Genomic DNA, 22,914 nt, shown 5'->3' on the forward strand with positions numbered 1-22,914 from the left:
GTCCCGCCCGCGCCTCCGGAGACGGCGAGCGGCTGGCGGCCCTGGCGGTTCCGCATGTCCAACGAGGTCTGGGGCACCCCGGCCGTCGACGGAGATCTGGTCTACGTCACCTCGTTCGAGGTACACGCCCTGGACGTGGCCACCGGCCGGCGCCGCTTCAAGACGCGGGACGTCGCCTGGTCGATGGCGGTGGCGGACGGCCGTATCCACGCCTCCGACGGCCCGACCCTGTTCGCTCTCGACGCCCGCGAGGGCACCGACCTGTGGCGGCTGTCCACGGACTCCTGGGTGTACTCCCTGAAGGCCGACCACGGCACGCTCGTCACCGGCACCCGCGGCGGCGGCGTCCAGGCCTGGGAGGCCGCGAACGGGCAGAAGCTGTGGGAGATCGCCGGCTGCCAGACCGACTTCGAGTCCCCCGAGGCCGGCCCCCTCGTCCACGACGGCACGGTCTACGTCTGGCAGGACGCCCGGCTGCGCGCCCTGGAGGCCCGTACCGGTGAGGAGCGCTGGTCGTACCCGGTCGGCGACGCGGCCTCCTGCGGCGGCGTGCCCGTCCGGCTCGTCCCGGCCCCCGACGGCTATGTCTACGTCTCCGCCGGCACCCGCGTCCTCGCCGTCGAGGCGGCGAGCGGAATGGTCCGCTGGCACTTCGAGGCACCGGCGGTCTTCCTGTCCCCGCCCGCCTTCACCCCGGGCCCGGCGGTGACCGGCGGCGGTGTCTACCTGGCGGACTACCTCGGCACGGTCTACGCCCTCGACGCCACCGACGGCCGCGACCGCTGGCGCATCGCCACGGAGGCCCGCTCCTCCATCGAGCCGGTGCTGGTGGCGGCCGGCCATGTGCACGTCGGCAGCGGCAAGGGCCTGTACACCCTGGACGCGGTCACCGGCACCCCCAAGTGGCGCTTCCAGGCGGGCGGCGACGTAGTGGGCGCCCCGGCCGTGGCGGAGGGCCGCATCCACTTCGGCTCCACCGACCATCTGCTGTACACCCTGAAGGCCGACGACGGCCGCCTGCGCTGGAAGCTGGCGACCGGCGGCGAGATCACCGGTGCCCCGGTCGTCAAGGACGGCGTGGTGTACGCGTGCAGCAAGGACCGGTGCGTGTACGCGCTGGACGCGGAGAAGGGGACGGGTACGGCCCGCACGGCGTGAGGGCGTGACGAAGTGTGCGACGGCCGTCGTACCGGTGTGTCACGGAAGGGCTCCAGACGGCGGCCGTCCCAGGGCTGACGCTACCCCCGGTGCGCGTTCCTCGCCAGGCGGTCACTCACCGTGTCCGCGGCTCGGTGCGGTCCCTGCCCCGGAACAACTCCGCCTGCCGCCCGGCCGGCAGGTTGCCGAGGGCGATGAGCGGCGGGGCCTGCGCGAACGCCTGGGCCCGGCCCGCCTCCTTGGCCGCCCACAGCGCCCGCACGGTCCCCTGCACACCCTCCGCCGGATACCCGGCGACGACGGTGGCACAGCGCACGGCGGCGGCCAACGCCCCGCCCTCCTCGGTGACTTCGGAGACGAGCCCGATCTCATGGGCCCGCCGCGCGGAGATCCGCTCGGCGGTGCCCATGAGCATCATCCGGGCCACCTCCCCGTACGGCATCCGCGCCGCCATCAGCATGGACTCGTAGGCGCTGACCATGCCGTACGAGGTGTGCGGATCGAAGAAGACGGCCGTCGGATCGGCGACGACGAACTCACACTCCCCCAGCAGATAGAAGGCACCCCCGCAGGCCATCCCGCGCACGGCGGCCACGACGGGCTTCCACAGGTCGTTCGCCTTCGGCCCGACGCTCAGCAGCGGATCGTCCAGCATGTACGGCGACGAGGGCTGCGGTACGACGACGTCCCGGTCGATCCCGGTGCAGAACGCCCGCTCCCCGCTCCCGGTGAGCACCACGGCTCGCACGGAGTCGTCGAACCGCAACGCCCGCCAGATCTCCGTGAGTTCGCGAGCCATGTCCATGTCGATGGCGTTGAGCCGGTGCGCCCGGTCGAGGGTGACGACGGCGACCCCGCTGTCCTTGTCGGCCTCCAGCCGCACGGTGCTCACGCGAGCACCCACTGCGGCAACCCGCCCTCCCCGAAGACGACATGCACCCGTGCGCCGATCCGCAGGCGCCCCGGTTCGAGGGAGCCGAGGGATGCGCCGGCGTGACTGACCACATTGCCGACGAGCCGGATCCGCGGGGCGTCCTCCAGCTCCACCACGACCACGTTGTACGGCGCCTGTTCGGCGTACTCGGGCAGCAGCGGCGGATGCGGCACGACGTACGACCAGACGCGCCCGCGCCCCGACACCGGCCGCCACTCGTTCGCGAAGGACTGGCAGTGCGGGCAGCAGGGCCGGGGCGGGAACCGCGGCTCACCGCAGTCGCCGCAGGCCTGGACGCGCAGTTCACCACGCGCGGCGTACTCCCAGAAGGGCGCGCCGTCGGTGTCGGTGACGGGGTTCAGCATGATCAGCTCCTGAGCAGGAGAGCGGAGGTGGGCACGCCCTCGCCGGCCGTGACCAGGCAGGTGGCGGCGCCGGGGACCTGGGCGGTACTGGTCCCGCGCAGTTGCTTCACCCCTTCGTTGATGAGGTTGAAGCCGTGGACGTACGCCTCGGAGAGCCCGCCCCCGCTGGTGTTGAGGGGCAGCCGCCCGCCGATCTCCAGCGCGCCTCCCTCGGTGAAGGCGCCGCCCTCCCCTCGCCCGCAGAAGCCGTACCCCTCCAGCGAGAGTGGGATGAGGGCGGTGAACGCGTCGTAGATCTGCGCGACGTCCACGTCATCCGGGGTGAAGTCGGCGTGCTTCCACAGGTGCCGGGCGGCGGTCCAGGCGGGGCCGGTGAGGGGGTCGTCGTTCCAGTAGTTGACCATGCCGTGGTGCTGGGCGGGCAGCCCCTGGGCGGCGGAGTGGACGTAGACGGGTCTACGGCGGCAGTCCCGGGCGCGTTCTTTGGACACGAGGACGCATGCGAGGGCCCCGTCCGTCTCCAGGCAGTTGTCGAAGAGGCAGAGAGGCTCGCTGATCCACCGGGAGGTCATGTACATCTCGCGGGTCAGGGGCCGTTCGTACATCACGGCGGCCGGGTTCTGGTTGGCCCGGTTGCGACAGGCGAGGGCGACGTTGAAGAGGTGGTCGCGGGTGGCGCCGTACTCGTGCATGTACCGTCGCGTGAGCATGGCGATTTCATCGGCGGGCCTGAGCAGCCCGAAGGGCCGGGTCCACTGGGCGGGAGTGGGGAGCTGCACCTTGGTGTCGGTCCACGGCCGTGGCCCGCTGCCCCGCTTGCGCGACCGCCAGGCGACGCCGACACCGGCCTGCCCGGCGGCGATGGCGGCGGCGAGATGCGCGACGGTGGCACAGGACCCGCCCCCTCCGTACCCCACCTTGCTGAAGAAGGTCAGATCCCCGAACCCGACGGCCTTGGCCAGCTCTACCTCGTCGGTCTCCTCCATGGTGTAGGAGGCGAGGCCGTCGACCTCGCTGGGAGCGATCCCCGCGTCGTCGAGGGCAGCGATCACGGCCCGGCAGGCTAGCGCGTTCTCATCCTCCGGAAGCTGCTTGGCGAACGAGGTCTGACCGATCCCGACGATGGCGGTGGCGTCCTTCAGCCCGGTACCTGCCATGGCATCCCCCTCTCCTGACAGTACGTCAGATTACAGCTAATCTGACGACCAGTCAGCTGTGAGTGTTCTCGCTGTTCGCTGTTTCGGGAGGTCTGCTGTGGGCGAGTGGAACACCGTCCCGGAGCTGGTGCGGTGGTCGGCCGAGCGGTACGCGGACACCGAGGCCGTGGTCGAGGGCCGTACGAGGATCACGTACGCCGAACTGGGTGCGCGGGTGGAACGAGCGGCGGCGGCCTGCCTGGCGAGCGGGGTGGAGGCGGGTGACCGGGTCGCGGTCTGGGCCCCCAACTCCCTCGACTGGATCGTGTCGGCTCTGGGTGCGGTGACGGCCGGCGCGGTCCTCGTCCCGCTCAACACCCGCTTCAAGGGGGCGGAGGCGGCGGACGTGCTGCGCCGTAGCGGAGCCCGGCTGCTCTTCGTCACCGGCACCTTCCTGGGCACGTCGTACGTGGCGAGCTTGCGCCGTGCGGCGGGGGAGGCGGAGTCAGGGTCCCCGGACGGCCGGGGCCCGCTGCCGGCGCTGCCGGACCTTGAGCAGGTGGTGGTCCTGTCGGAGGACGCGCCCCCGGACTTCCGTACCTGGAAGGACTTCCTGGCGGGAGGGGAGGGGGTAGCGGAGCTGGAAGTGCAGGACAGGGCCGATGAGTTGGAAGGCCGGTCGGTCTCGGACATCATCTACACGTCGGGTACGACGGGCCGCCCGAAGGGCGCGGTGATCACACACGAGCAGACGCTGCGGGCGTACGAGATCTGGGCAGAACTGGCAGGTCTGCGCACGACGGACCGCTACCTGATCATCAACCCCTTCTTCCACACCTTCGGCTACAAGGCAGGGGTGATCGCCTGTCTGATGCGCGGGGCGACGATGATCCCGCAGCCGGTGTTCAACGTGGACACGGCACTGGCGAACATCGCGGCGGAACGGGTGTCGGTCCTACCGGGCCCACCGACCCTCCACCAGTCCCTGCTCGACCATCCGTCCCGGGATACGCATGACCTCTCGGCGCTGCGGCTGGTGGTGACGGGAGCGGCGGTGGTGCCGTTGCGGCTGGTGGAACGGCTGCGAGGCGAACTCGGCGTCGACACCGTCCTGACGGCCTACGGCCTCTCGGAGGCGAGCGGCATCGTCACGATGTGCCGACGCGGCGACGACCCGACCGTGATCGCGTCGACGTCGGGCCGGCCGATCCCCGGCACGGAGGTGCGCCTGACCGACGCGTCCGGCGCCCCGGTGCCCACCGGCACCCCGGGCGAGGTGCTGGTGCGCGGCTTCAACGTCATGCGGGGCTACTACGACGACGCAGCGGCCACGTCCGAGGTGCTCTCCCCGGACGGCTGGCTGAGCACGGGCGACGTGGGTGTCCTGGACGAGGCGGGCAATCTTCGGATAACGGACCGTATCAAGGACATGTTCATAGTCGGCGGCTTCAACGCGTATCCGGCGGAGATAGAGCAACTGCTCGGCGTACACCCGGATGTGGCCGACGTGGCCGTGATCGGCGTACCGGACCCCCGCCTCGGCGAGGTCGCCAAGGCGTTCGTGGTGCGCGGGCCGGGCTCGACACTGACATCGGACGACCTGATCGCCTGGTCCCGCCGTGAGATGGCGAACTACAAGGTGCCGAGGTCGGTGGAGTTCGTGGGGGAACTGCCCCGGAATGCAAGCGGGAAGGTGGTGAAGGGGGTTTTGCGGGGGAGGGGGTGAGGCGTGGGGGATGGAGGGAGCCCGGACCCCTGCCCCCAGACTCGGCCCCCGGACACACGTCGGCCGCGACGGCTCCCCCTCGGTGCCGTCGCGGCCGGTTCCCCCGTCGGTCTTCGGGTCAGGTGCGGTCGGACGTGATGTGGGTGTTGTCCGGGGTGACCGTGCCGTCGGCGGCCGCTGCCGGGGCGTCGGTGATGTGGGTGTTGAGCGGCGTGACGCCGGAGTCGGCCTTGGCGTCGGTGATGTGGGTGTTGAGCGGCGTGACCTCGGTGCCGGCCTCGGCGTCGGTGATGTGCGTGTTGTCCGGCTTGACGACCGGCTGGTCCTTGGTGATGTCGCTCATCAGGTGCTCCCCTTGGAGATTGCGTTGCAGCTGTGGTGGGCCCATCCGGACACTCCCCCGAGTGCGGGCCCGGATGGGCCACTTGAGCCGCCCACTCTAGATCGCGAGTGCTGCGGCCTCACCGGCTGGTCCGTCTGCCCCCCGACACGACGGCCCGGTATCCATGAGCGTGCCGCAGGGCGATAAACGATCGATGAACGGGTCGATGAACGGGACGACGGATGGGTCCATGAAGGTCTGTGAACGTCGGGACGGCGGCCCGCTCAGGCCGCCGCGGCCGGTGCCAGGAGTGTCTGGACCTCGGCGGCCTCCGGGGAGTTCAGCCGCTCATAGATCACCAGTGCCTCGCGCCAGCAGACCTGTGCTCTGCCGGTCTGGCCGATCCCGTTCAGCGCCTTGCCCAGTACGGTCAGCACGTTGCCCCGGCGCCACTCGCCGCCGATCTCCCTGAGAGGTGTCAGGGCCATCTCGGCGTTGGCGGCGGCCTGGGCCGGGCGCTGGGCGAGCAGGTCCACCTCGGCGAGACGGAAGAGGGTCATCCCTTCCCACAGGCGCTGCCGGCTGGCGCGGAACACGTGCAGGGCCTGGCCCAGATGAGCCCCGGCATCGGCCAGCCGTCCGCTCTTGCCGAGGGCGAGTCCGAGCGCGTAATGGCCGTTGGCCGCCTTCAGGGAGTGTCCCAGCTCCTCGTACATCTCGGTGCCCTGACGTGCGAGATGCACCGCGCTGTCGGCCCGGTCCGTCTGCAGATGCAGACGCGACAGGTTGCACAGCGCCGCTGCCGCGCCGGAGAGATCGCCGCAGGCGCGGAAGTCCGCGATGGCACGCTCCAGGAATTCCTCGCCCTCGGCGTAGCGGCTCTGGTAATACGCGAAGACTCCGAGGATGTTCGCGGCCCAGCAGCAGGGGAGGGGATCGCGGGCGGCCTCGGACAGGGCAAGGGCCTGTCGTGCTTCCTCGTATGCCTGGGCGAACTGGCCTGACCAGTGCCGCGCGTTGGCCAGTACCAGGATGGCCCGGCCCTCGGCCCGGGTGTCGGACGCGGCGTGCGAGGCGTCGCGCAGGGCTGTGCCGGCCGCCTCGTACTCTCTGAAGTTCGCTCCTGACTCCGCGAGGTCGACCGCCGCCCACAGCAGGTCGACGGCTCGGCGCAGTGTCGCGCCACGCGATGACTGCCGTACGCAGGCCAGCAGCGGTACGGCCTCGGAGTAGAGCCAGTCCCGGGCGGCGCGGCGGTCGGCGAAGACCAGCCCGGGGACAGCGGTCTTCTCCAGGTGATCCACCAGCCGGTCCCCGGGCCGCTCGATCGCGTACACCTGGGCCGCCGTGGCCAGATAGAAGTCCAGCAGCCGCGACAGCGCGGCCTCCCGCTCGCTCGGCGGTTGTTCGTCCCGTTCCGCGCACGCGCGTGCGTAGAGGCGGACCAGGTCGTGGAAGCGGTAGCGGCCGGGTGCCGCGGACTCCAGCAACGACGTGTCCACCAGGGACTCCAGGAGGTCCTCCGTGTCCTCCAGGGGGAGGTCCAGGACCGCCGCCGCGGCCGCCAGGGAGATGTCCGGGCCGTCGGCCAGGCCCAGCAGACGGAACGCCCTGGCCTGTGCCGGCTCCAGCTGGCCGTAGCCCAGCTCGAAGGTCGCCTTCACAGCCAGGTCCCCGGCCTGCAGCTCGTCGAGCCGACGGCGCTCGTCCGCCAGCTTCGCCGCCAGGACCGAGACCGTCCAGGTGCGGCGGGCGGCGAGGCGGGAGGCCGCGATGCGGATCGCCAGCGGCAGGAAGCCGCAGGCCGCGACCACGTCCAGGGCCGACTCGCGTTCCGACGCCACTCGCTCCGCGCCCACTATCCTCGTGAAGAGAGCCAGGGCCTCCTCCGGGGACATCACGTCCAGGTCGACCAGGTGCGCGCCGGCCAGGTCGACCATGCGGACGCGGGAGGTCACGAGGGCCGCGCAGCCTCCGGTGCCGGGCAGCAGCGGGCGTATCTGGGCCGCGTCCTTCGCGTTGTCCAGCAGGAGCAGGACCCGGCGGCCGTCCAGGACGGAGCGGTAGAGGGCCGCCCGTTCGTCCAGGGAGTCGGGGATCGCGGAGTCCGCCGTGCCCAGCGCCCGCAGGAAGGAACCCAGTACCGTCTCCGGCTCCGCCGGGCGGGGGCCCGCTCCCTGGAGGTCGACGTACAGCTGGCCGTCCGGGAAGGCACCGCGCGCCCGGTGGGCCACATGCACCGCCAGGGTCGTCTTGCCCACGCCGCCGATGCCGGCCAGGGCCGAGACGGCCATGACCCGGCCCGCCGCCTCCGACGCCGACGCCAGTACCTCGCTCAGCTCTTCCACGAAGGCCGAGCGGCCCGTGAAGTCCGGGACCGACGCCGGGAGCTGGGCCGGGCGGACAGCCACCACGGGAGACTCCGTCGCCGGAGACGACGGTTCCGCCAGTGCCGGGTCCGCCTGGAGGATGCGCCGCTGCAGCTCGCGCAGGCCGGGGCGGGGGTCCACGCCCAGTTCCTCGGCCAGCAGGCGTCGGGTGTCGGCGTAGACGGCGAGGGCCTCCGCCTGGCGGCCGCTGCGGTACAGCGCCAGCATCAGCAGCTCGCGCAGGCGTTCACGCAGGGGGTGTGCCGCCGTCAGGGCCGTCAGTTCGGAGACCGACTCCGCGTGGCAGCCCTGCTCCAGGTCCATGTCCAGGCGGGACTCCAGCAGGCCGAGGCGCCATTCCTCCAGGCGGACCCGCTGGGTCTCGGCGTACGGGCCGGGGACTCCGGCCAGCGCCTCGCCCTCCCACAGGGTCAGGGCCTGGTTCAGCAGCGTGCGGGCCCGGCACAGGTCGCCGGCGGCCCGTGCCTTCTCCGCCTGTGCCGCGAGGTCCTGGGCGGCGGCCAGGTCCAGGGCGCCCTCGCGCAGGCCCCGGATCGCATAGCCGCCGGACTCGCTGACCAGGACGCCGGCGTCCAGGATCTTGCGGAGGCGGGAGGCGTAGGTGCGCACCGCCGCCAGCGCCTGCGACGGGGGCTCGGCGCCCCACAGGGCGTCGATCAGCTCCGCCGCCGTCGCCGTACGGCCCGCGCGCAGCAGCAGGGCGGCCAGGAGGGCGCGCTGCTGGGGGGAGCCCGTGCTGAGCTGCACCTCGCCGCGCCAGGCCCGCACCGGACCGAGCACGCCGAACCGCAGCGCCTCCGGTTCCGTGACGGTCACGGAACCGGGACGCCGCTGCTCAGGCACTCGCGGCCCACCGTCCATGCGTTCGTCCCCCTCGCCTCAACGAACAACCCCGTCAGTTTGCCTTGTTCCGGCCGGTTCCGTCAGCCGTGGGAGACGCCGATCACAGGGAGGCGCATTTCAGTACACAAAGCCCTCACACCTCGATCCGCAAATCCCTCACACCTCTTCGCATGCGGTCGTCCGATACGCAGTAGCTGACGGACCGTCAGATCGGCGCTACCGTGAGGGCCATGGAGACCACACAGTTCCCGCTGATCATCTCCGTCGACGACCACACCGTGGAGCCCGCCACCGTCTGGCGGGACCGGCTGCCGAGGAAGTACCTGGACGTCGGGCCCCGGATCGTGCGCGCCCCCGTCAAGGAGATGACCTTCCTGGGCGGGCGTTTCCGGCCCGTCATGGGCGAACCCGGCAGCACCGACGGCCCCGTCGGCGACTGGTGGGTCTACGGAGACCTCCGGCGCCCCCTCACCCGGCTCGACACCGCCGTCGGGTACGCCCGGGACGAGGTCAAGCTCGAGGTCATCACGTACGAGCAGATGCGCCCCGGGTCGTACGACGTGTCCGCCCGGCTCGCCGACATGGACGTCAACCACGTCCAGTCCGCTGTCTGCTTCCCCACCTTCCCCCGGTTCTGCGGCCAGACCTTCGCCGAGGCCGCCGACAAGGAACTCGCTCTGCTGTGCGTGCGCGCCTACAACGACTGGATGGTGGAGGAGTGGTGCGGGCCCAAGGCGCGGGGCCGGCTGATACCGCTCCCGCTCATACCCCTGTGGGACGCCGAACTGGCCGCCGCGGAGGTACGGCGCAACGCCGCGCGGGGCGCGCGGGCCGTCGCCTTCTCCGAGATACCCCCGCACCTCGGCCTGCCGTCCGTCCACGGTGACGAGTGGGACCCGTTCCTCGCGGCCTGCGACGAGACCGGCACGGTCGTCGCCATGCACATCGGCTCCAGCAGCAGAATGCCGTCCACCTCCGCCGATGCCCCGCCCGCCGTCGGCTCCACCATCACCTTCGCCAACTGCTGCTTCTCGATGGTCGACTGGCTGATGAGCGGCAAGTTCGAGCGTTTCCCGAACCTCAAGGTCATGTACGCGGAGGGCCAGATCGGCTGGATCCCGTACATCCTGGAGCGCGCCGACGTCGTCTGGGAGGAGAACCGGGGCTGGGGCGGGGTCGCGGACAAGGTCACCCGGCCGCCGTCCGAGCTGTTCGCCGAGCACGTCTACGGCTGCTTCTTCGACGACGCCTTCGGCCTCAGGAGCCTCGACTCCATCGGTGTCGGCAACGTCCTGTACGAGACGGACTACCCGCACTCCGACTCCACCTGGCCGAAGTCCCGTGAGGTCGGCGAGCGGCAGATGGGGCATCTGCCGGCGGACGTGGTCGAGCGGATCGTCCGCGGCAACGCCATCGAGCTGCTGGGGCTGACCAAGGACGGCCTGTGGAGGGGGGCGGAGTGAGCCTCGCGTACGGCATCCAGCTGCCCGTCCAGGCGCAGAGTGCCCTGTTCGCGGAAGGCTGGGAGGCGGGCGCCGGGCCGGCGGACCTGGTGGCGCTCGCGCGGGCCGTGGACGGCGCCGGGTTCGACTACCTCGCCGCATGCGACCACGTGGCGATCCCGCGGCGGCTCGCGCCGGCGATGAGCACGGTCTGGTACGACCCGGTCGCCACCCTCGCCCACCTCGCCGCCGTCACCGAGCGCGTCCGCCTGCTCAGCCATGTGGCCGTCGTGGGGCTGCGGCATCCGCTGCTCACCGCCAAGCAGTACGCCACCGTCGACCACCTCTCCGGCGGCCGGCTGATCCTCGGGGTCGGGGCCGGGCACGTACGGGAGGAGTTCGAGGTGCTCGGGGCCGACTTCGAGCGGCGGGGAGCGGTGCTGGACGAGACGATCGACGCGCTCCGGGCCGCCCTCGGATCCGAGGAGTTCCCCGAACACCGCGGCAAGTTCTACGACTTCGGCGGGCTGGGCCAGCGGCCGCGGCCCGCGCAGCCGGAGGTCCCGCTGTGGGTCGGCGGCTCCTCGCCCGCCGCCGTACGCCGGGCCGCGCTGAAGGGCGACGGCTGGCTGCCCCAGGGGGATCCGCGGGAGCGGCTGCCCGCACAGATCGCCCGGCTGCGGCGGCTGCGGGAAGAGGCCGGCGCCGAGGGGCCGTTCACGGTCGGCGCGATCGCCGAGCCGCTGTACGTCGGACGGGCCGGCTGGGAGGTCGGGCGGCGGACCCTCACCGGGGCACCGGAGGAGATCGCCGAGTCGCTGCGGGCCTACCGGGCGATGGGCGTGGACCAGATCCAGGTGCGGTTCCGCAGCCGGAGCCGGGCCGAACTCATCGAGCAGATCGGACTGTTCGGGGCTCAGGTCGCACCCCGGCTGGACTGAGGAGGACAGGACTCCATGGGCAAGCTGGAAGGGCGGGTCGTCATCATCACCGGGGCGGCCCGCGGGCAGGGCGAGCAGGAGGCACGGCTCTTCCGGGCGGAGGGCGCCCGGGTGATCGTCGCCGATGTGCTGGACGACCAGGGGGAGACCCTGGCCAAGGAGATAGGCGCGCTGTACGTCCATCTCGACGTCGGCACCGAGGACGGCTGGCGGGAGGCGGTGGCGGCCGCCAAGGCGGCGTACGGGCATCTCGACGGGCTCGTCAACAACGCGGGGATCCTGCGCTTCAACGCCCTCGTGGACACGCCGCTCGACGAGTTCATGCAGGTCGTGCAGGTCAACCAGGTCGGCTGCTTCCTGGGCATGAAGACGGTGGCGCCGGAGCTGGCCGACGGGGGCACGATCGTGAACACCGCCTCCTACACGGCGATGACCGGCATGGCGGCGGTGGGCACGTACGCCGCGACCAAGCACGCCGTGCTGGGGCTGACCCGGGTGGCCGCGCTGGAGCTGGCGGGCCGTGGCATCCGGGTCAACGCGATCTGTCCGGGCGCCATCGACACCGCGATGTCCAACCCGGCGCGCCTCGACCCGGACGCCGACCCGGAGGAGATGAGCCGGGCCCTGGAGGAGCTGTACCGGGGGCTCGTACCGCTCGGGCGGGTGGGGCAGCCGGAGGAGGTGGCGCGCCTCGCCCTCTTCCTCACCTCGCAGGACTCGTCGTACATCACCGGGCAGCCGTTCGTGATCGACGGCGGGTGGCTGGCGGGGGTCAGCATAATCTGACAGGCCGTCAGCTATTGACGAATCTGACGCTACGTCAGAAAGTTCGTAGCACTCGTTCGTAGCACTCGCAGGAAACACCTGGACCGGGAGGGTGAGCCGCCTTGGAATTCGGGCTCTTTGTACAGGGATACGTGGGCAAGCGCGCCGAGACCGACCCGCTCGCCGAGCACAAGGCGCTGATGGAGGAGACCGAGTACGTCATCCAGGCGGACAAGTCCGGCTTCAAGTACGCGTGGGCCTCCGAGCACCACTTCCTGGAGGAGTACTCGCACCTGTCGGCCAACGATGTGTTTCTGGGGTATCTGGCGCACGCGACCGAGCGCATCCACCTGGGCTCCGGGATCTTCAACCCGCTCGCCCAGGTCAACCACCCCGTGAAGGTCGCCGAGAAGGTCGCCATGCTGGACCACCTCAGCGAGGGCCGCTTCGAGTTCGGCAGCGGGCGGGGCGCCGGGTCGCACGAGATCCTCGGGTTCATACCGGGTGTGACCGATATGAACTACACCAAGGAGATCTGGGAGGAGACCATCGCCGAGTTCCCGAAGATGTGGCTCCAGGACGAGTACGCGGGCTTCCAGGGCAAGCACTGGCAGCTGCCGCCGCGCAAGGTCCTGCCGAAGCCGTACGGGAAGTCGCATCCGGCGATGTGGTACGCGGCCGGGTCGCCCCCGTCGTACGCCATGGCCGCGAAGAAGGGGCTCGGCGTGCTCGGCTTCAGCATCCAGAAGGTCTCCGACATGGAGTGGGTGCTGGAGCAGTACAAGACGGCGGTCGTGAACGCGGAGCCCGTCGGGGATTTCGTGAACGACAACGTGATGGTGACGACCACGGCGATCTGTGCGCCCACCCATGCCGAGGCGATCGACACCGCCGTGCACGGGGGGCTGCACTATCTGCCCTCGCTGGTGTTCCGGTACCACGACACGTTTCCCCGGCCGGAGGGCTTCCCGGTGTGGCCGGAGACCCTGCCCGAGTACACGCCGGAGTTCGTGGAGCTGCTCATCGAGGAGGAGCTGCTGATCTGCGGGGATCCGGACGAGGTGCTGCGGCAGTGCAAGCGGTGGGAGCAGGCCGGGGCGGATCAGCTGAGCTTCGGGTTGCCGGTGGGGGTGCCGAAGGCGGAGACATTGCGGACGATTCAGCTCATCGGGGAGCACGTCATTCCGAAGATCGATACGGATCCCGTTCACCGGACGTCCCGGTTCCGTCAGGCTGTCTGAGGAGGTTCCAGGCATGTTGGATCACCTCATCAAGGGCGTCACCGTCGTTGACGGGACCGGGGCGCCCGCCTACATCGCCGATGTCGGTATACGCAACGGGCGGATTGCCGTCATCGGCACCGTCACCGAAGACGCCCATACGACCGAGGACGCCGCCGGCCTCGTCCTCGCCCCCGGCTTCGTCGACCCCCACACCCACTACGACGCCCAGCTCTTCTGGGATCCGTATGCCACGCCCTCCCTCAATCACGGGGTGACGACGGTCGCCGGCGGGAACTGTGGGTTCACGCTCGCGCCTCTCAATCCCGCCCGCCCCGACGACGCCGACTACACCCGGCGGATGATGTCCAAGGTGGAGGGGATGTCCCTGGTGGCGCTGGAGGAGGGGGCGCCCTGGAGCTGGAACTCCTTCGGGGATTATCTGGACGCCCTTGACGGGCGCATCGCCGTCAACGCGGGCTTCATGGTGGGCCACTGTGCGCTGCGCCGGTATGTGATGGGGCCCGACGCCATCGGCGGGCAGCCCAGTGCGGAGCAACTGACCGAGATCGTAAGGCTGTTGCACGAGGCGATGGATGCCGGGGCGTGGGGGCTGTCCACCACGCAGTCCCGTACGCACTCCGACGGGGACGGGCAGCCGGTCGCCTCCCGGCACGCGCTCCCCGCCGAACTGCTCGCCCTGTCCAGGGCGGTCGGGGAGCACGAGGGGACACAGATCGAGGCGATCGTCTCCGGGTGTCTGGACCAGTTCGGCGACGACGAGATCGATCTGCTGGTGGAGATGAGCGCGGTGGCCGGACGGCCGCTGAACTGGAACGTGCTCACCGTCGACGCGGCCGTTCCGGAGCGGGTGCCCCGGCAGCTGAGCGCGAGCGAGCGCGCCCGCAAGGCCGGCGGGCGGATCGTGGCGCTCACCATGCCGATCCTCACCCCGATGAACATGTCCCTGGGGACCTTCTGCGCCCTCAACCTCATTCCGGGCTGGGGGCCGATCCTCGGGCTGCCCGTGCCGGAGCGGATCGCCAGGCTCCGGGACCCGGCCGTCCGGGCGGAGATGCTGAGGCGGGCCCAGTCGAAGGAGGCCGGCGTCTTCCGGCGGCTCGCGAACTTCGGGCGGTATGTCATCGGGGACACCTACAGCGAGGCCAACCGGGGCCTGACCGGCCGGGTGGTGCGGGACATCGCCGAGGAGCGGGGGCTTGACCCCTTCGCCTGCCTGGTGGAGATCTGCGCGGCCGACGAGCTGCGTACGGTGCTGTGGCCGATGCCGAGCGACAACGACCCGGCGTCCTGGGCGCTGCGCGCCGAGACCTGGCAGCACGAGGACGTGCTGCTGGGCGGGTCCGACGCCGGGGCGCATCTGGACCGGATGTGCGGGGCGCCGTACACGACACGGTTCCTCGGTGACTGTCTGCGCGGCCGGAAGCTGCTCGGTCTGGAGCGGGCGGTGAAGATGCTGACCGACGATCCGGCCCAGCTCTTCGGGCTGCGGGAGCGCGGGCAGGTGCGGGAGGGGTGGCATGCGGACCTCGTCCTGTTCGACCCGGAGCGGATCGACGCCGGGCAGGCCCGGCTGGTGCACGACCTGCCGGGTGACAGTCCGCGCCTGGACTCCGAGGCGATCGGGGTGCGCGCGGTGTGGGTCAACGGGGTCGAGGCGATCCGGGACGACGTGGTGACCGGGGCCGTACCGGGCAAGGTGCTGCGCTCGGGGGCCGACACCCGCACGGTGAGCACGCGGTGAGCGAGGGGCAGCGGCTGTTCGTCGGCGGCGCGTGGGTGGAACCGGACGGCGGGCACTACCCGGTGACCGACCCGGCCACCGAGGAGACCGTGGGCTGGGCGCCGGAGGCGTCGCCGGCGCAGGTGCGGGCGGCCTGCGCGGCGGCCCGGGAGGCGTTCACGGCGTGGTCGCGGACCCGGCCCCAGGAGCGGGCGGCGGTGCTGGGCCGGGCGGCGGAGATCATCCGGGCGCGGATGGAGCCGTACGCCGAGCTGGCCCGCGCGGAGACCGGCGCGACCACCGGGACCGCCCGCGCGATGCAGGTCGGAGTGGCCGCCGCCCGGTTCCGCCGGTACGCGAGCGTGGAGCCCGCCGAGTGGGCCGTCGCCCCGCAGATCAACGAGGCCGGGCCGATGGGCAAGGCCGGGGTGATGGGCGCCTTGGCGATACGGCAGCCCGTCGGCGTCGTCACCTGCGTCACCTCCTACAACAACCCCTGGGCCAACCCGGCCGGCAAGGTCGCCCCGGCGCTGGCCATGGGCAACACGGTGGTCGTGAAGCCGGCCCCGCAGGACCCCCTCTGCGTCTACCGGATGGCGGAGGCGCTGGAGGCGGCCGGCGCGCCGCCGGGCGTGGTGAACGTCGTCTCCGGGCGGGATGTGGCCGTGGGCGAGGCGGCGGTGGCGTCCGACGACGTCGACATGGTCAGCTTCACCGGCTCCACGGCCGTCGGCCGGCGGATCGCCGAGGTGTGCGGGCGGGACATGAAACGCCAGCTGATGGAGCTGGGCGGCAAAGGCGCGGCGCTCGTCTTCGACGACGCCGACCTCGCCTCGGCCGTCGCCGGCATCGGCACCACCTTCTCCTTCTACAGCGGGCAGATCTGCACCGCACCGACGCGGGTGCTGGCCCAGCGGGGCGTGTACGACCGTCTGGTCGGGCAACTTGCCGTATATGCGGATCGGTTGAAGGTCGGGGACCCACGGGAGCCGGACACCGTCGTCGGCCCGCTGATCTCGGCGGAGCACCGGGCGCGGGTCGAGTCGTACGTGGAACTGGGCCGCAAAGAGGGAGCGTCGGTGGTCGCGGGCGGCGAACGCCCCCCGATGGAGACGGGTTTCTACGCATCGCCCACCCTGCTGGCCGACTGCACCAACGACATGCGGGTGGCCCGGGAGGAGATCTTCGGGCCGGTGGTCGTGGTGGTTCCCTTCGACGGCGAGGAGGAGGCCGTGGCCCTCGCGAACGACTCCGACTACGGCCTCATCGACTACGTGTGGTCCGGCGACGTGGCCAGAGCCTTCCGGGTGGCCCGGCGGCTGCGGGCCGGTGGGGTCGGCATCAACACGGTGGGCCGGAACATGGAAGCGCCGTTCGGGGGATTCAAGAAGAGCGGTGTGGGCCGTGACGTGGGCTCCTATGCCCTGCACGCCTACAGCGAGGTGCAGGCCGTCGTGTGGCCGGGCTGAGTTCTGGCACCGTGGGCTCCATGGAGCAGACGGTGAAGGTCGAGGGCGGCGAGGTCTGGGCGGACGACTCGGGAGGTGAGGGGCTCCCCCTGGTGCTGCTGCACCCGGGGATCGCGGACTCGCGGGTGTGGGAGCCGGTGCTGCCCGGGCTGACCACGCGGTACCGGGTGATCCGGTACGACGCCCGGGGCTTCGGCAAGTCGCCGGCGCCGACAGGGCCGTACACGCAGACCGGGGACCTGCGGCGGGTCCTGGACCACTTCGGGCTGGACCGCGCGGTCCTGGTCGGCAGCAGCATGGGCGGCAAGTCCGTGATCGACTTCGCGCTGAGTGACCCGGAACGGGTGGCCGCCCTGGGGCTGCTGGTGCCGGGCGTCACCGGTTACCCGAAGCTGGAGTCCCCGGACCTGAGCGCGGAGATCGCCCGGTTGGCACAGGCGGGAGACATGGACGGCCTGCTCGCCCTGTCCCTGCGCACCTTCGCGGCGGCGGGCAGCGCGCCGGACGCCCGGGCCGCCGAACTGGTCCGGGACTCGTTCCGGGGCTGGTTCTCCACCTATGGCCACGAGCAGGCGGAGCAACCAGCCTTCGATCGGCTGTCCGAACTTCGCATGCCCTGCGTGCTGTTGCTGGGCGAGCAGGACACACCCCGGCTGGTCGCCTGCAACGAGGCGATGGCCGCCCGCATCCCCGGCTGCCGGCTCGTCCGCGTCCCGGAGAGCGACCACCTACCCACGCTGCGGGCTCCGGGGACGGTGGTGCGCGTGATCAACGGCCTGTTCGAGCGGGTCGGGTGAGTCGTCAATCCTCCAGGTCCACCCGGATCGTCAGCAGGTCCGTGCCGAAGGCGCGTACCGCCGTGCTGTTGAAGCGGGGCAGGGAGCGCAGGCGGGTGATCGGGTCGTCGTCGGGGAGGAGGTGGGCGGTGCCGTGGTGCCAGCGGCCGGCGATACGGACGCGGACCCTCGGGTCGGCCTGGATGTTGCGCACGTACTGCGACTTGTAGCCGAACTCCGAGACCAGCCAGAAGGATTCACCGGCTCTGCGCCCGCCGACCGGCGTCTGCCGGGGCAGTCCGGAGCTGCGGCCGGTGGTCTCCAGGAGGGTCTGGAAGGGCAGGCGCCGGTTGAGCGGGTTGGCGACGTGCCGCTGGAAGCGGGTGACGATGCGGTGCTTGAGCTCTGACATGTCTTGCTCTCCTTACCGGTGGCACTGGTCCCGCCGCCCCGCACGCTACCGCCCCGCTCAGGCATGCCCCAGGAAGATCGGATTCGTGAACGCCGCCAGCGCCCCCGGTACCGGTCCCGCCGCCGTCTCGTGCCGTACCTCCGCGCGTACGTATGCCGCGTAGGCGGGCGTCGTACGCCACTCGACCGTGCCCGTGCCCGACACCGGCAGTGGATCGCTGGTGAACAGCACGCCCTGGTCGGTGACGAACCGCACCGAGCAGCGCGGGGCGCCCGAGACCTCCAGCCGTACGGCCACCGGTGTGCCGGCGGCCAGCTCCAGCCGCTCCCCGATGCCCGCCTGCTGCCCGCGCCCGCCCGTCACGGTGAAGCCGAGGACGACGTTCTTCGACTCGGCCACGTACGAGCGTCCCGCGCGGATGCCCTCCTGGATCGCCTCCCGGGTCAGGTCGTCGGCGAGGACGACCGTCTGGGGGCTGCCGACCACGTCCGGGTCGCGGTGGGCGTCGCTGTTGCCCATCGCCGGGAGCCAGGCCCGCCCCTGCCGTACGGAGGCGACCAGCTGGTTGTCCCAGTCGGCCAGCGTCACCTCGTCGTCCGGCGTGTACGGGCCGTTCCACACCTCCACGGCGTCCGCCTCGCCGAAGCCGAACTTCCAGCCGCAGCCGACGCAGGTGGCGTGCGGGTGGGCGGGGACGACCAGGCCGCCCGCGCCGCGGATCTCCCGCGCGAAGCGGGCCCAGCGGTTGTCCCGGGCGCGGTAGCGCCAGTCCACGAAGGTGCCGGGCTCGGTGCCGAGCGCGACCACATGGCCGTTGCGGGTGGTGATCTCCTCGCCGAGCATGATCAGCAGGTCGTCGCCCGCCTGGTCCGCCCAGTGGGGGTGGGCGGAGTGGGTGTTGTGGTCCGAGGAGTTGATGAAGTCCAGGCCCGCCGCCCGCGCCAGGGCCGCGATCTCGGCCGGGGTGCGGCGGCCGTCGGAGTACCAGGAGTGCAGATGGCAGTCGCCCCGGTACCAGTCCCGGCCCCGGCCCTTCGCCCGGGAGGGCGGATACACCGGCTGCGGGGTCTCGCCCCCCGCGCCATAGGTCAGCGTGATCGTCAGCGCGTACGTCAGACCCTGCGGCGCCACCGTGTAGGGGCCCAGCGCCACGTACCAGGTGCCCTCCCGCACCGGGCCGGGGATGTAGCCAGGCGTCGCGTCGTCGGCGCGGACGAAGAACTCCGTGCGGGCGCCGCCCGACCAGCCACGGAAGCCCCGGCCGCCCAGCTCGGTGCCGTGCTGGTCGAACAGGCCGATGTCGAGGGCGTTGCCCATGGTGCCGGCCGGGACCGCGGGCTTGTCGTAGGTGTAGGAGACCTTGATCTCCTGGACACCGGCGGGGACTTCGACCGGTACGTACACGAAGTCGGGGGAGCCGGGCGGCAGGGTGCCGTTCACCGTCCGGGTCTCCTGATGCAGGCCGTCCGCCGCTGCGAAGCTCACGCTTCCCAACGTAAGGGCAGCGGCGGCGCCCGTCACGAACAGCGCGCGTCTGCCGATTCCCTGGGCCTGACCGTGCGTGTCGTCACACATGGTGGTGATTCTCCCGTCTCGATGTGAACTCCCATGAAAGTCAACGGGATTGGGAAGCGGGAGTTGGTAAACGGCCGCATGTCATGCGCGCGACGCCACTGTCGGGAGAGCCGGCTGATGCCGACCAGTCGGTATGGACAGCGGGGTTCCGGCCCGGTACAGATGGGACATGCGTATCGCCGTCACCATCTTCCTCACCGACGAGACCATCGCGCCGGTCCGGCTCGCCCGCGAACTGGAGCAGCGCGGCTACGCCGGCCTCTACCTGCCCGAACACACCCACATCCCCGTCGAGCGGACCACCCCGTACCCGGCCGGCGGTGAGCTGCCGCGCGAGTACGGCCGCACCCTCGACCCGTTCGTCGCCCTGGGCCAGGCCGTGGCCGTCACCGAGCGGCTCGGCCTCGGCACCGGCATCACGCTGGTGGCCCAGCACGACCCCATCGCCCTCGCCAAGCAGATCGCCACCCTGGACCATCTGTCCGGCGGCCGCTTCACGCTCGGCCTCGGCTACGGCTGGAACGTGGAGGAGGCCGCCGACCACGGCGTCACCTGGCGCACCCGCCGGGAACTGGTCCGGGACCGGGTGCGGCTGATGCAGGCCCTGTGGTCCGGGGAACCGACGCCCTACGACGGTGAGTTCGGCGGGGTCCGGGCCAGCGACGCGTACCCCAAGCCGGCGCAGAAGCCGCGCGGCCCGGTCACCGGTCCGCGCACGCTGGTCGGCGGAGCGGCCGGGCCGAAGCTGTTCGCGCACATCGCCGAGTACGCCGACGGCTGGCTGCCCATCGGCGGCCGCGGCCTCACCGAGTCCCTGCCGGTACTGCGCTCGGCCTGGACGGCCGCGGGCCGCGACCCGTCCGCCCTCCAGATCGTCCCGTACGCGGTCCTGCCGGCCCCGGGCAAACTCGCGCACTACGCCGAGCTGGGCATCGAGGAGGTGGTGCTGCAACTGCCGCCGGCGGGGGAAGCCGAGGTGCTGCGGGTGCTGGACGAATACGCGAGCTTCCTGTAGGCCTGATGGAGCCGTAGGCCCTGATCACGCCGAACGTATGGTTGAGGGATGACGACTTCCGCGACCTCCGGAACCGGCCCGACCGAGAACTCCATGCGTCGCGCCCTCAAACGTGCCCGGGACGGCGTCGCCCTCGACGTCGCCGAGGCGGCGGTGCTGCTCCAGGCTCGCGGCGAGGCCCTGGCCGACCTCGCCGCGTCCGCCGCCCGGGTGCGCGACGCGGGCCTCGAACAGGCGGGCCGGCCCGGTGTCATCACGTACTCGAAGAGCGTCTTCATCCCCCTCACCCGGCTGTGCCGGGACAAGTGCCACTACTGCACCTTCGTCACCGTCCCCGGCAAGCTGCGCCGGGCCGGGCACGGGATGTTCATGTCCCCGGACGAGGTGCTGGACATCGCCCGCAAGGGCGCCGCCCTCGGCTGCAAGGAAGCCCTGATCACCCTCGGGGACAAGCCGGAGGACCGCTGGCCCGAGGCGCGCGAGTGGCTCGACGCGCACGGCTACGACGACACCATCGCCTATGTCCGCGCCGTCTCCATCCGCATCCTGGAGGAGACGGGCCTGCTGCCCCACCTCAACCCGGGCGTGATGACCTGGACGGACTTCCAGCGACTCAAGCCCGTGGCCCCGTCCATGGGCATGATGCTGGAGACCACGGCCACCCGCCTCTGGTCCGAACCCGGCGGCCCCCACTACGGCTCCCCGGACAAGGAACCGGCCGTACGCCTGCGGGTGCTGGAGGACGCCGGCCGCTCCTCGGTGCCCTTCACCTCCGGCCTCCTCATCGGCATCGGCGAGACCTACGAGGAGCGGGCCGAGTCGCTCTTCGCGCTCCGCAAGGTCTCCCGGGCGTACCACGGCATCCAGGAACTGATCATCCAGAACTTCCGCGCCAAGCCGGACACGGCGATGCGCGGCATGCCGGACGCCGAACTGGACGAGCTGGTCGCCACGGTGGCTGTGGCCCGGCACATCATGGGGCCGTCCGCCTGCCTCCAGGCCCCGCCGAACCTGGTCGACTCCGAGTACGAGCGGCTGATCGGCGCCGGTATCGACGACTGGGGCGGGGTGTCGCCCCTGACCATCGACCACGTCAATCCCGAACGCCCCTGGCCGCAGATCGAGGAACTCACCGAACGCTCCCGGGCGGCCGGCTTCGAACTGCGTGAACGCCTCTGCGTCTACCCGGAGTTCGTGCGCCGCGGCGAGCCCTGGCTGGACCCACGGCTGCGCCCGCACGTCGCCGCGCTCGCCGACCCGGAGACGGGGCTCGCGCGCGAGGACGCGGTGGTCGAAGGCCACCCGTGGCAGGAGCCGGAGGAGGCCTTCGTACCCACCGGCCGCACGGACCTGCACCGCACCATCGACACCGAGGGCCGTACGACCGACCGGCGTGACGACTTCGACGAGGTGTACGGCGACTGGGAGGCGCTGCGCGAGGCGGCCGCCCCCGGCATGGCCCCGGAGCGCATCGACACGGACGTCCGCCAGGCGCTGCGCACCGCCGCCGACGACCCGACGCGGCTGACCGACGCCGAGGCCCTCGCCCTGCTGCACGCGGACGGACCGGCGCTGGACGCGCTGTGCCGGGTGGCCGACGACGTACGCAAGTCGGCGGTGGGCGACGACGTCACCTACATCGTCACCCGCAACATCAACTTCACCAACGTCTGTTACACGGGCTGCCGCTTCTGCGCCTTCGCCCAGCGCAGAACCGACGCGGACGCGTACACCCTCTCCCTGGAGCAGGTCGCCGACCGCGCCCAGCAGGCCTGGGAGGTGGGCGCGGTCGAGGTGTGCATGCAGGGCGGCATCCACCCCGACCTGCCGGGGACGGCGTACTTCGACATCGCGAAGGCGGTGAAGGACCGGGTCCCGGGCATGCATGTGCACGCCTTCTCGCCGATGGAGGTCGTCAACGGCGCGACCAGGACGGGGATGCCGATCCGCGAGTGGCTGTCCGCCGCCAAGGAGGCCGGCCTGGACTCCATCCCGGGGACGGCGGCGGAGATCCTCGACGACGAGGTCCGCTGGGTGCTGACCAAGGGCAAGCTGCCGACGGCCACCTGGATCGAGGTGATCACGACGGCCCACGAGGTGGGCATCCGCTCGTCCTCGACGATGATGTACGGCCATGTCGACCAGCCCCGCCACTGGCTCGGCCATCTGCGCACGCTGGCCCGGATCCAGCGCGAGACGGGCGGCTTCACCGAGTTCGTGACGCTGCCGTTCATCCACACGAACGCGCCGGTCTATCTGGCGGGCATCTCCCGCCCGGGCCCGACGACACGGGACAACCGTGCGGTGACGGCCATGTCCCGTCTCCTCCTGCACCCCTGGATCCCCAATATCCAGACAAGCTGGGTCAAACTGGGTGCGGAAGGTGCGGCGGAGATGCTCCGTTCCGGTGCGAACGACCTGGGCGGGACGCTGATGGAGGAGACGATCTCCCGCATGGCGGGTTCCTCCTACGGCTCGTACAAGTCGATCCGCGACCTGGTGGCCGTGGCCGAGGCGGCCGGCCGTCCGGCGAAGCCGCGCACCACGCTCTACGGCGAGGTCTCCGCCGAGCGGCAGCGGGCGGCCGGGGCCTCCGACGGGCACCTGCCGGAATTGTTGCCGGTCCTCGACTGAGTACGATGATCCGACCCCGGACCGAGAAGGGGCCCCAGAGCGCCCCC

General features: G+C 71.5%; 18 protein-coding genes. 11 read left to right on the forward strand and 7 right to left on the reverse strand.

Annotation, left to right across the window (positions count from 1 at the left end; genetic code table 11):
• A partial coding sequence (locus tag M878_RS72725) for an outer membrane protein assembly factor BamB family protein (protein WP_023549494.1) occupies positions 1-1,158 on the forward strand: 1,158 nt, incomplete at its 5' end.
• Between the two features lie 115 nt (positions 1,159-1,273).
• On the opposite strand, the gene M878_RS72730 is transcribed toward M878_RS72725, so the two are convergent.
• Genes M878_RS72730 through M878_RS72740 form a run of 3 tightly spaced genes read right to left on the reverse strand, consistent with a single transcriptional unit; the run spans position 1,274 to position 3,614 of the window.
• Positions 1,274-2,062, reverse strand: coding sequence for an enoyl-CoA hydratase/isomerase family protein (locus M878_RS72730; protein WP_078630347.1), 789 nt, complete (start codon positions 2,060-2,062; stop codon positions 1,274-1,276).
• Positions 2,047-2,457, reverse strand: a complete 411-nt coding sequence (locus M878_RS72735) for a Zn-ribbon domain-containing OB-fold protein (protein ID WP_023549496.1) — start codon at positions 2,455-2,457, stop codon at positions 2,047-2,049. The genes M878_RS72730 and M878_RS72735 overlap by 16 nt, the downstream gene beginning before the upstream one ends.
• 2 nt (positions 2,458-2,459) lie before the next feature.
• Positions 2,460-3,614, reverse strand: coding sequence for a lipid-transfer protein (locus M878_RS72740; protein WP_023549497.1), 1,155 nt, complete (start codon positions 3,612-3,614; stop codon positions 2,460-2,462).
• Positions 3,615-3,711: 97 nt separating this feature from the next.
• On the opposite strand from M878_RS72740, the gene M878_RS72745 reads away from it, so the two are divergent.
• Positions 3,712-5,319 carry a FadD3 family acyl-CoA ligase gene (locus M878_RS72745; protein WP_023549498.1) on the forward strand — a complete coding sequence of 536 codons (1,608 nt, stop codon included), beginning with the start codon at positions 3,712-3,714 and terminating at the stop codon, positions 5,317-5,319.
• Between the two features lie 118 nt (positions 5,320-5,437).
• Here the strand turns inward: M878_RS72745 and M878_RS72750 are convergent, their stop codons facing one another.
• Together M878_RS72750 and afsR are read right to left on the reverse strand one after the other, a co-directional pair.
• Positions 5,438-5,662 (reverse strand): hypothetical protein, encoded by a 225-nt coding sequence (locus M878_RS72750; RefSeq protein ID WP_023549499.1) that lies wholly within the window; start codon positions 5,660-5,662, stop codon positions 5,438-5,440.
• Between the two features lie 263 nt (positions 5,663-5,925).
• Positions 5,926-8,892 (reverse strand): SARP-family global regulator AfsR, encoded by a 2,967-nt coding sequence (gene afsR, locus M878_RS72755; RefSeq protein ID WP_031225536.1) that lies wholly within the window; start codon positions 8,890-8,892, stop codon positions 5,926-5,928.
• A gap of 212 nt (positions 8,893-9,104) precedes the next feature.
• On the opposite strand from afsR, the gene M878_RS72760 reads away from it, so the two are divergent.
• The 7 genes from M878_RS72760 (at position 9,105) to M878_RS72790 (ending at position 17,252) form a co-directional block, all read left to right on the forward strand.
• Positions 9,105-10,337, forward strand: a complete 1,233-nt coding sequence (locus M878_RS72760) for an amidohydrolase family protein (RefSeq protein WP_023549501.1) — start codon at positions 9,105-9,107, stop codon at positions 10,335-10,337.
• Positions 10,334-11,257 carry an LLM class F420-dependent oxidoreductase gene (locus tag M878_RS72765; RefSeq protein ID WP_245238178.1) on the forward strand — a complete coding sequence of 308 codons (924 nt, stop codon included), beginning with the start codon at positions 10,334-10,336 and terminating at the stop codon, positions 11,255-11,257. The genes M878_RS72760 and M878_RS72765 overlap by 4 nt, the downstream gene beginning before the upstream one ends.
• A gap of 15 nt (positions 11,258-11,272) precedes the next feature.
• Positions 11,273-12,043: an SDR family NAD(P)-dependent oxidoreductase gene (locus M878_RS72770; protein WP_023549503.1), complete on the forward strand. Its 771-nt coding sequence runs from the start codon at positions 11,273-11,275 to the stop codon at positions 12,041-12,043.
• 101 nt (positions 12,044-12,144) lie between these two features.
• Positions 12,145-13,263, forward strand: coding sequence for an LLM class flavin-dependent oxidoreductase (locus tag M878_RS72775; RefSeq protein ID WP_023549504.1), 1,119 nt, complete (start codon positions 12,145-12,147; stop codon positions 13,261-13,263).
• 13 nt (positions 13,264-13,276) lie between these two features.
• A complete protein-coding gene (locus M878_RS72780; RefSeq protein WP_023549505.1) occupies positions 13,277-15,007 on the forward strand; it encodes an N-acyl-D-amino-acid deacylase family protein in 1,731 nt (576 codons plus the stop codon).
• Positions 15,004-16,455: an aldehyde dehydrogenase family protein gene (locus M878_RS72785; RefSeq protein ID WP_023549506.1), complete on the forward strand. Its 1,452-nt coding sequence runs from the start codon at positions 15,004-15,006 to the stop codon at positions 16,453-16,455. The genes M878_RS72780 and M878_RS72785 overlap by 4 nt, the downstream gene beginning before the upstream one ends.
• 20 nt (positions 16,456-16,475) lie before the next feature.
• Positions 16,476-17,252 (forward strand): alpha/beta fold hydrolase, encoded by a 777-nt coding sequence (locus M878_RS72790; RefSeq protein ID WP_031225538.1) that lies wholly within the window; start codon positions 16,476-16,478, stop codon positions 17,250-17,252.
• A 4-nt stretch (positions 17,253-17,256) separates the two neighbouring features.
• Here M878_RS72790 and M878_RS72795 read toward each other — a convergent pair whose 3' ends face one another.
• Both M878_RS72795 and M878_RS72800 read right to left on the reverse strand, forming a co-directional pair.
• Positions 17,257-17,643, reverse strand: coding sequence for a nitroreductase/quinone reductase family protein (locus M878_RS72795; protein ID WP_023549508.1), 387 nt, complete (start codon positions 17,641-17,643; stop codon positions 17,257-17,259).
• A gap of 57 nt (positions 17,644-17,700) precedes the next feature.
• Entirely contained in the window at positions 17,701-19,218 is a 1,518-nt protein-coding gene (locus M878_RS72800) for a CehA/McbA family metallohydrolase (RefSeq protein WP_023549509.1), read from the reverse strand.
• A gap of 169 nt (positions 19,219-19,387) precedes the next feature.
• Between M878_RS72800 and M878_RS72805 the strand changes: the two genes are divergently transcribed.
• A complete protein-coding gene (locus M878_RS72805) occupies positions 19,388-20,233 on the forward strand; it encodes a TIGR03619 family F420-dependent LLM class oxidoreductase (RefSeq protein ID WP_031225539.1) in 846 nt (281 codons plus the stop codon).
• A gap of 48 nt (positions 20,234-20,281) precedes the next feature.
• The gene (locus M878_RS72810) at positions 20,282-22,867 is read left to right on the forward strand and encodes a bifunctional FO biosynthesis protein CofGH (protein ID WP_023549511.1); all 2,586 of its coding nucleotides are present in this window, start codon (positions 20,282-20,284) and stop codon (positions 22,865-22,867) included.
• The last annotated feature ends 47 nt before the right edge of the window (positions 22,868-22,914 follow it).

The sequence above is a fragment of the Streptomyces roseochromogenus subsp. oscitans DS 12.976 genome, assembly GCF_000497445.1.
GTDB classification, from domain to species: domain Bacteria; phylum Actinomycetota; class Actinomycetes; order Streptomycetales; family Streptomycetaceae; genus Streptomyces; species Streptomyces oscitans.

Bases quoted from the DNA above. Each gene is read 5' to 3' on its own strand.
- M878_RS72790 (WP_031225538.1), top strand. From the start codon at position 16,476: ATGGAGCAGACGGTGAAGGTCGAGGGCGGCGAGGTCTGGGCGGACGAC.
- M878_RS72810 (WP_023549511.1), top strand. From the start codon at position 20,282: ATGACGACTTCCGCGACCTCCGGAACCGGCCCGACCGAGAACTCCATG.
- M878_RS72805 (WP_031225539.1), top strand. From the start codon at position 19,388: ATGCGTATCGCCGTCACCATCTTCCTCACCGACGAGACCATCGCGCCG.
- M878_RS72760 (WP_023549501.1), top strand. From the start codon at position 9,105: ATGGAGACCACACAGTTCCCGCTGATCATCTCCGTCGACGACCACACC.
- M878_RS72770 (WP_023549503.1), top strand. From the start codon at position 11,273: ATGGGCAAGCTGGAAGGGCGGGTCGTCATCATCACCGGGGCGGCCCGC.
- M878_RS72750 (WP_023549499.1), bottom strand. From the start codon at position 5,662: ATGAGCGACATCACCAAGGACCAGCCGGTCGTCAAGCCGGACAACACG.
- M878_RS72780 (WP_023549505.1), top strand. From the start codon at position 13,277: ATGTTGGATCACCTCATCAAGGGCGTCACCGTCGTTGACGGGACCGGG.
- M878_RS72740 (WP_023549497.1), bottom strand. From the start codon at position 3,614: ATGGCAGGTACCGGGCTGAAGGACGCCACCGCCATCGTCGGGATCGGT.
- afsR (WP_031225536.1), bottom strand. From the start codon at position 8,892: ATGGACGGTGGGCCGCGAGTGCCTGAGCAGCGGCGTCCCGGTTCCGTG.
- M878_RS72795 (WP_023549508.1), bottom strand. From the start codon at position 17,643: ATGTCAGAGCTCAAGCACCGCATCGTCACCCGCTTCCAGCGGCACGTC.
- M878_RS72800 (WP_023549509.1), bottom strand. From the start codon at position 19,218: ATGTGTGACGACACGCACGGTCAGGCCCAGGGAATCGGCAGACGCGCG.
- M878_RS72735 (WP_023549496.1), bottom strand. From the start codon at position 2,457: ATGCTGAACCCCGTCACCGACACCGACGGCGCGCCCTTCTGGGAGTAC.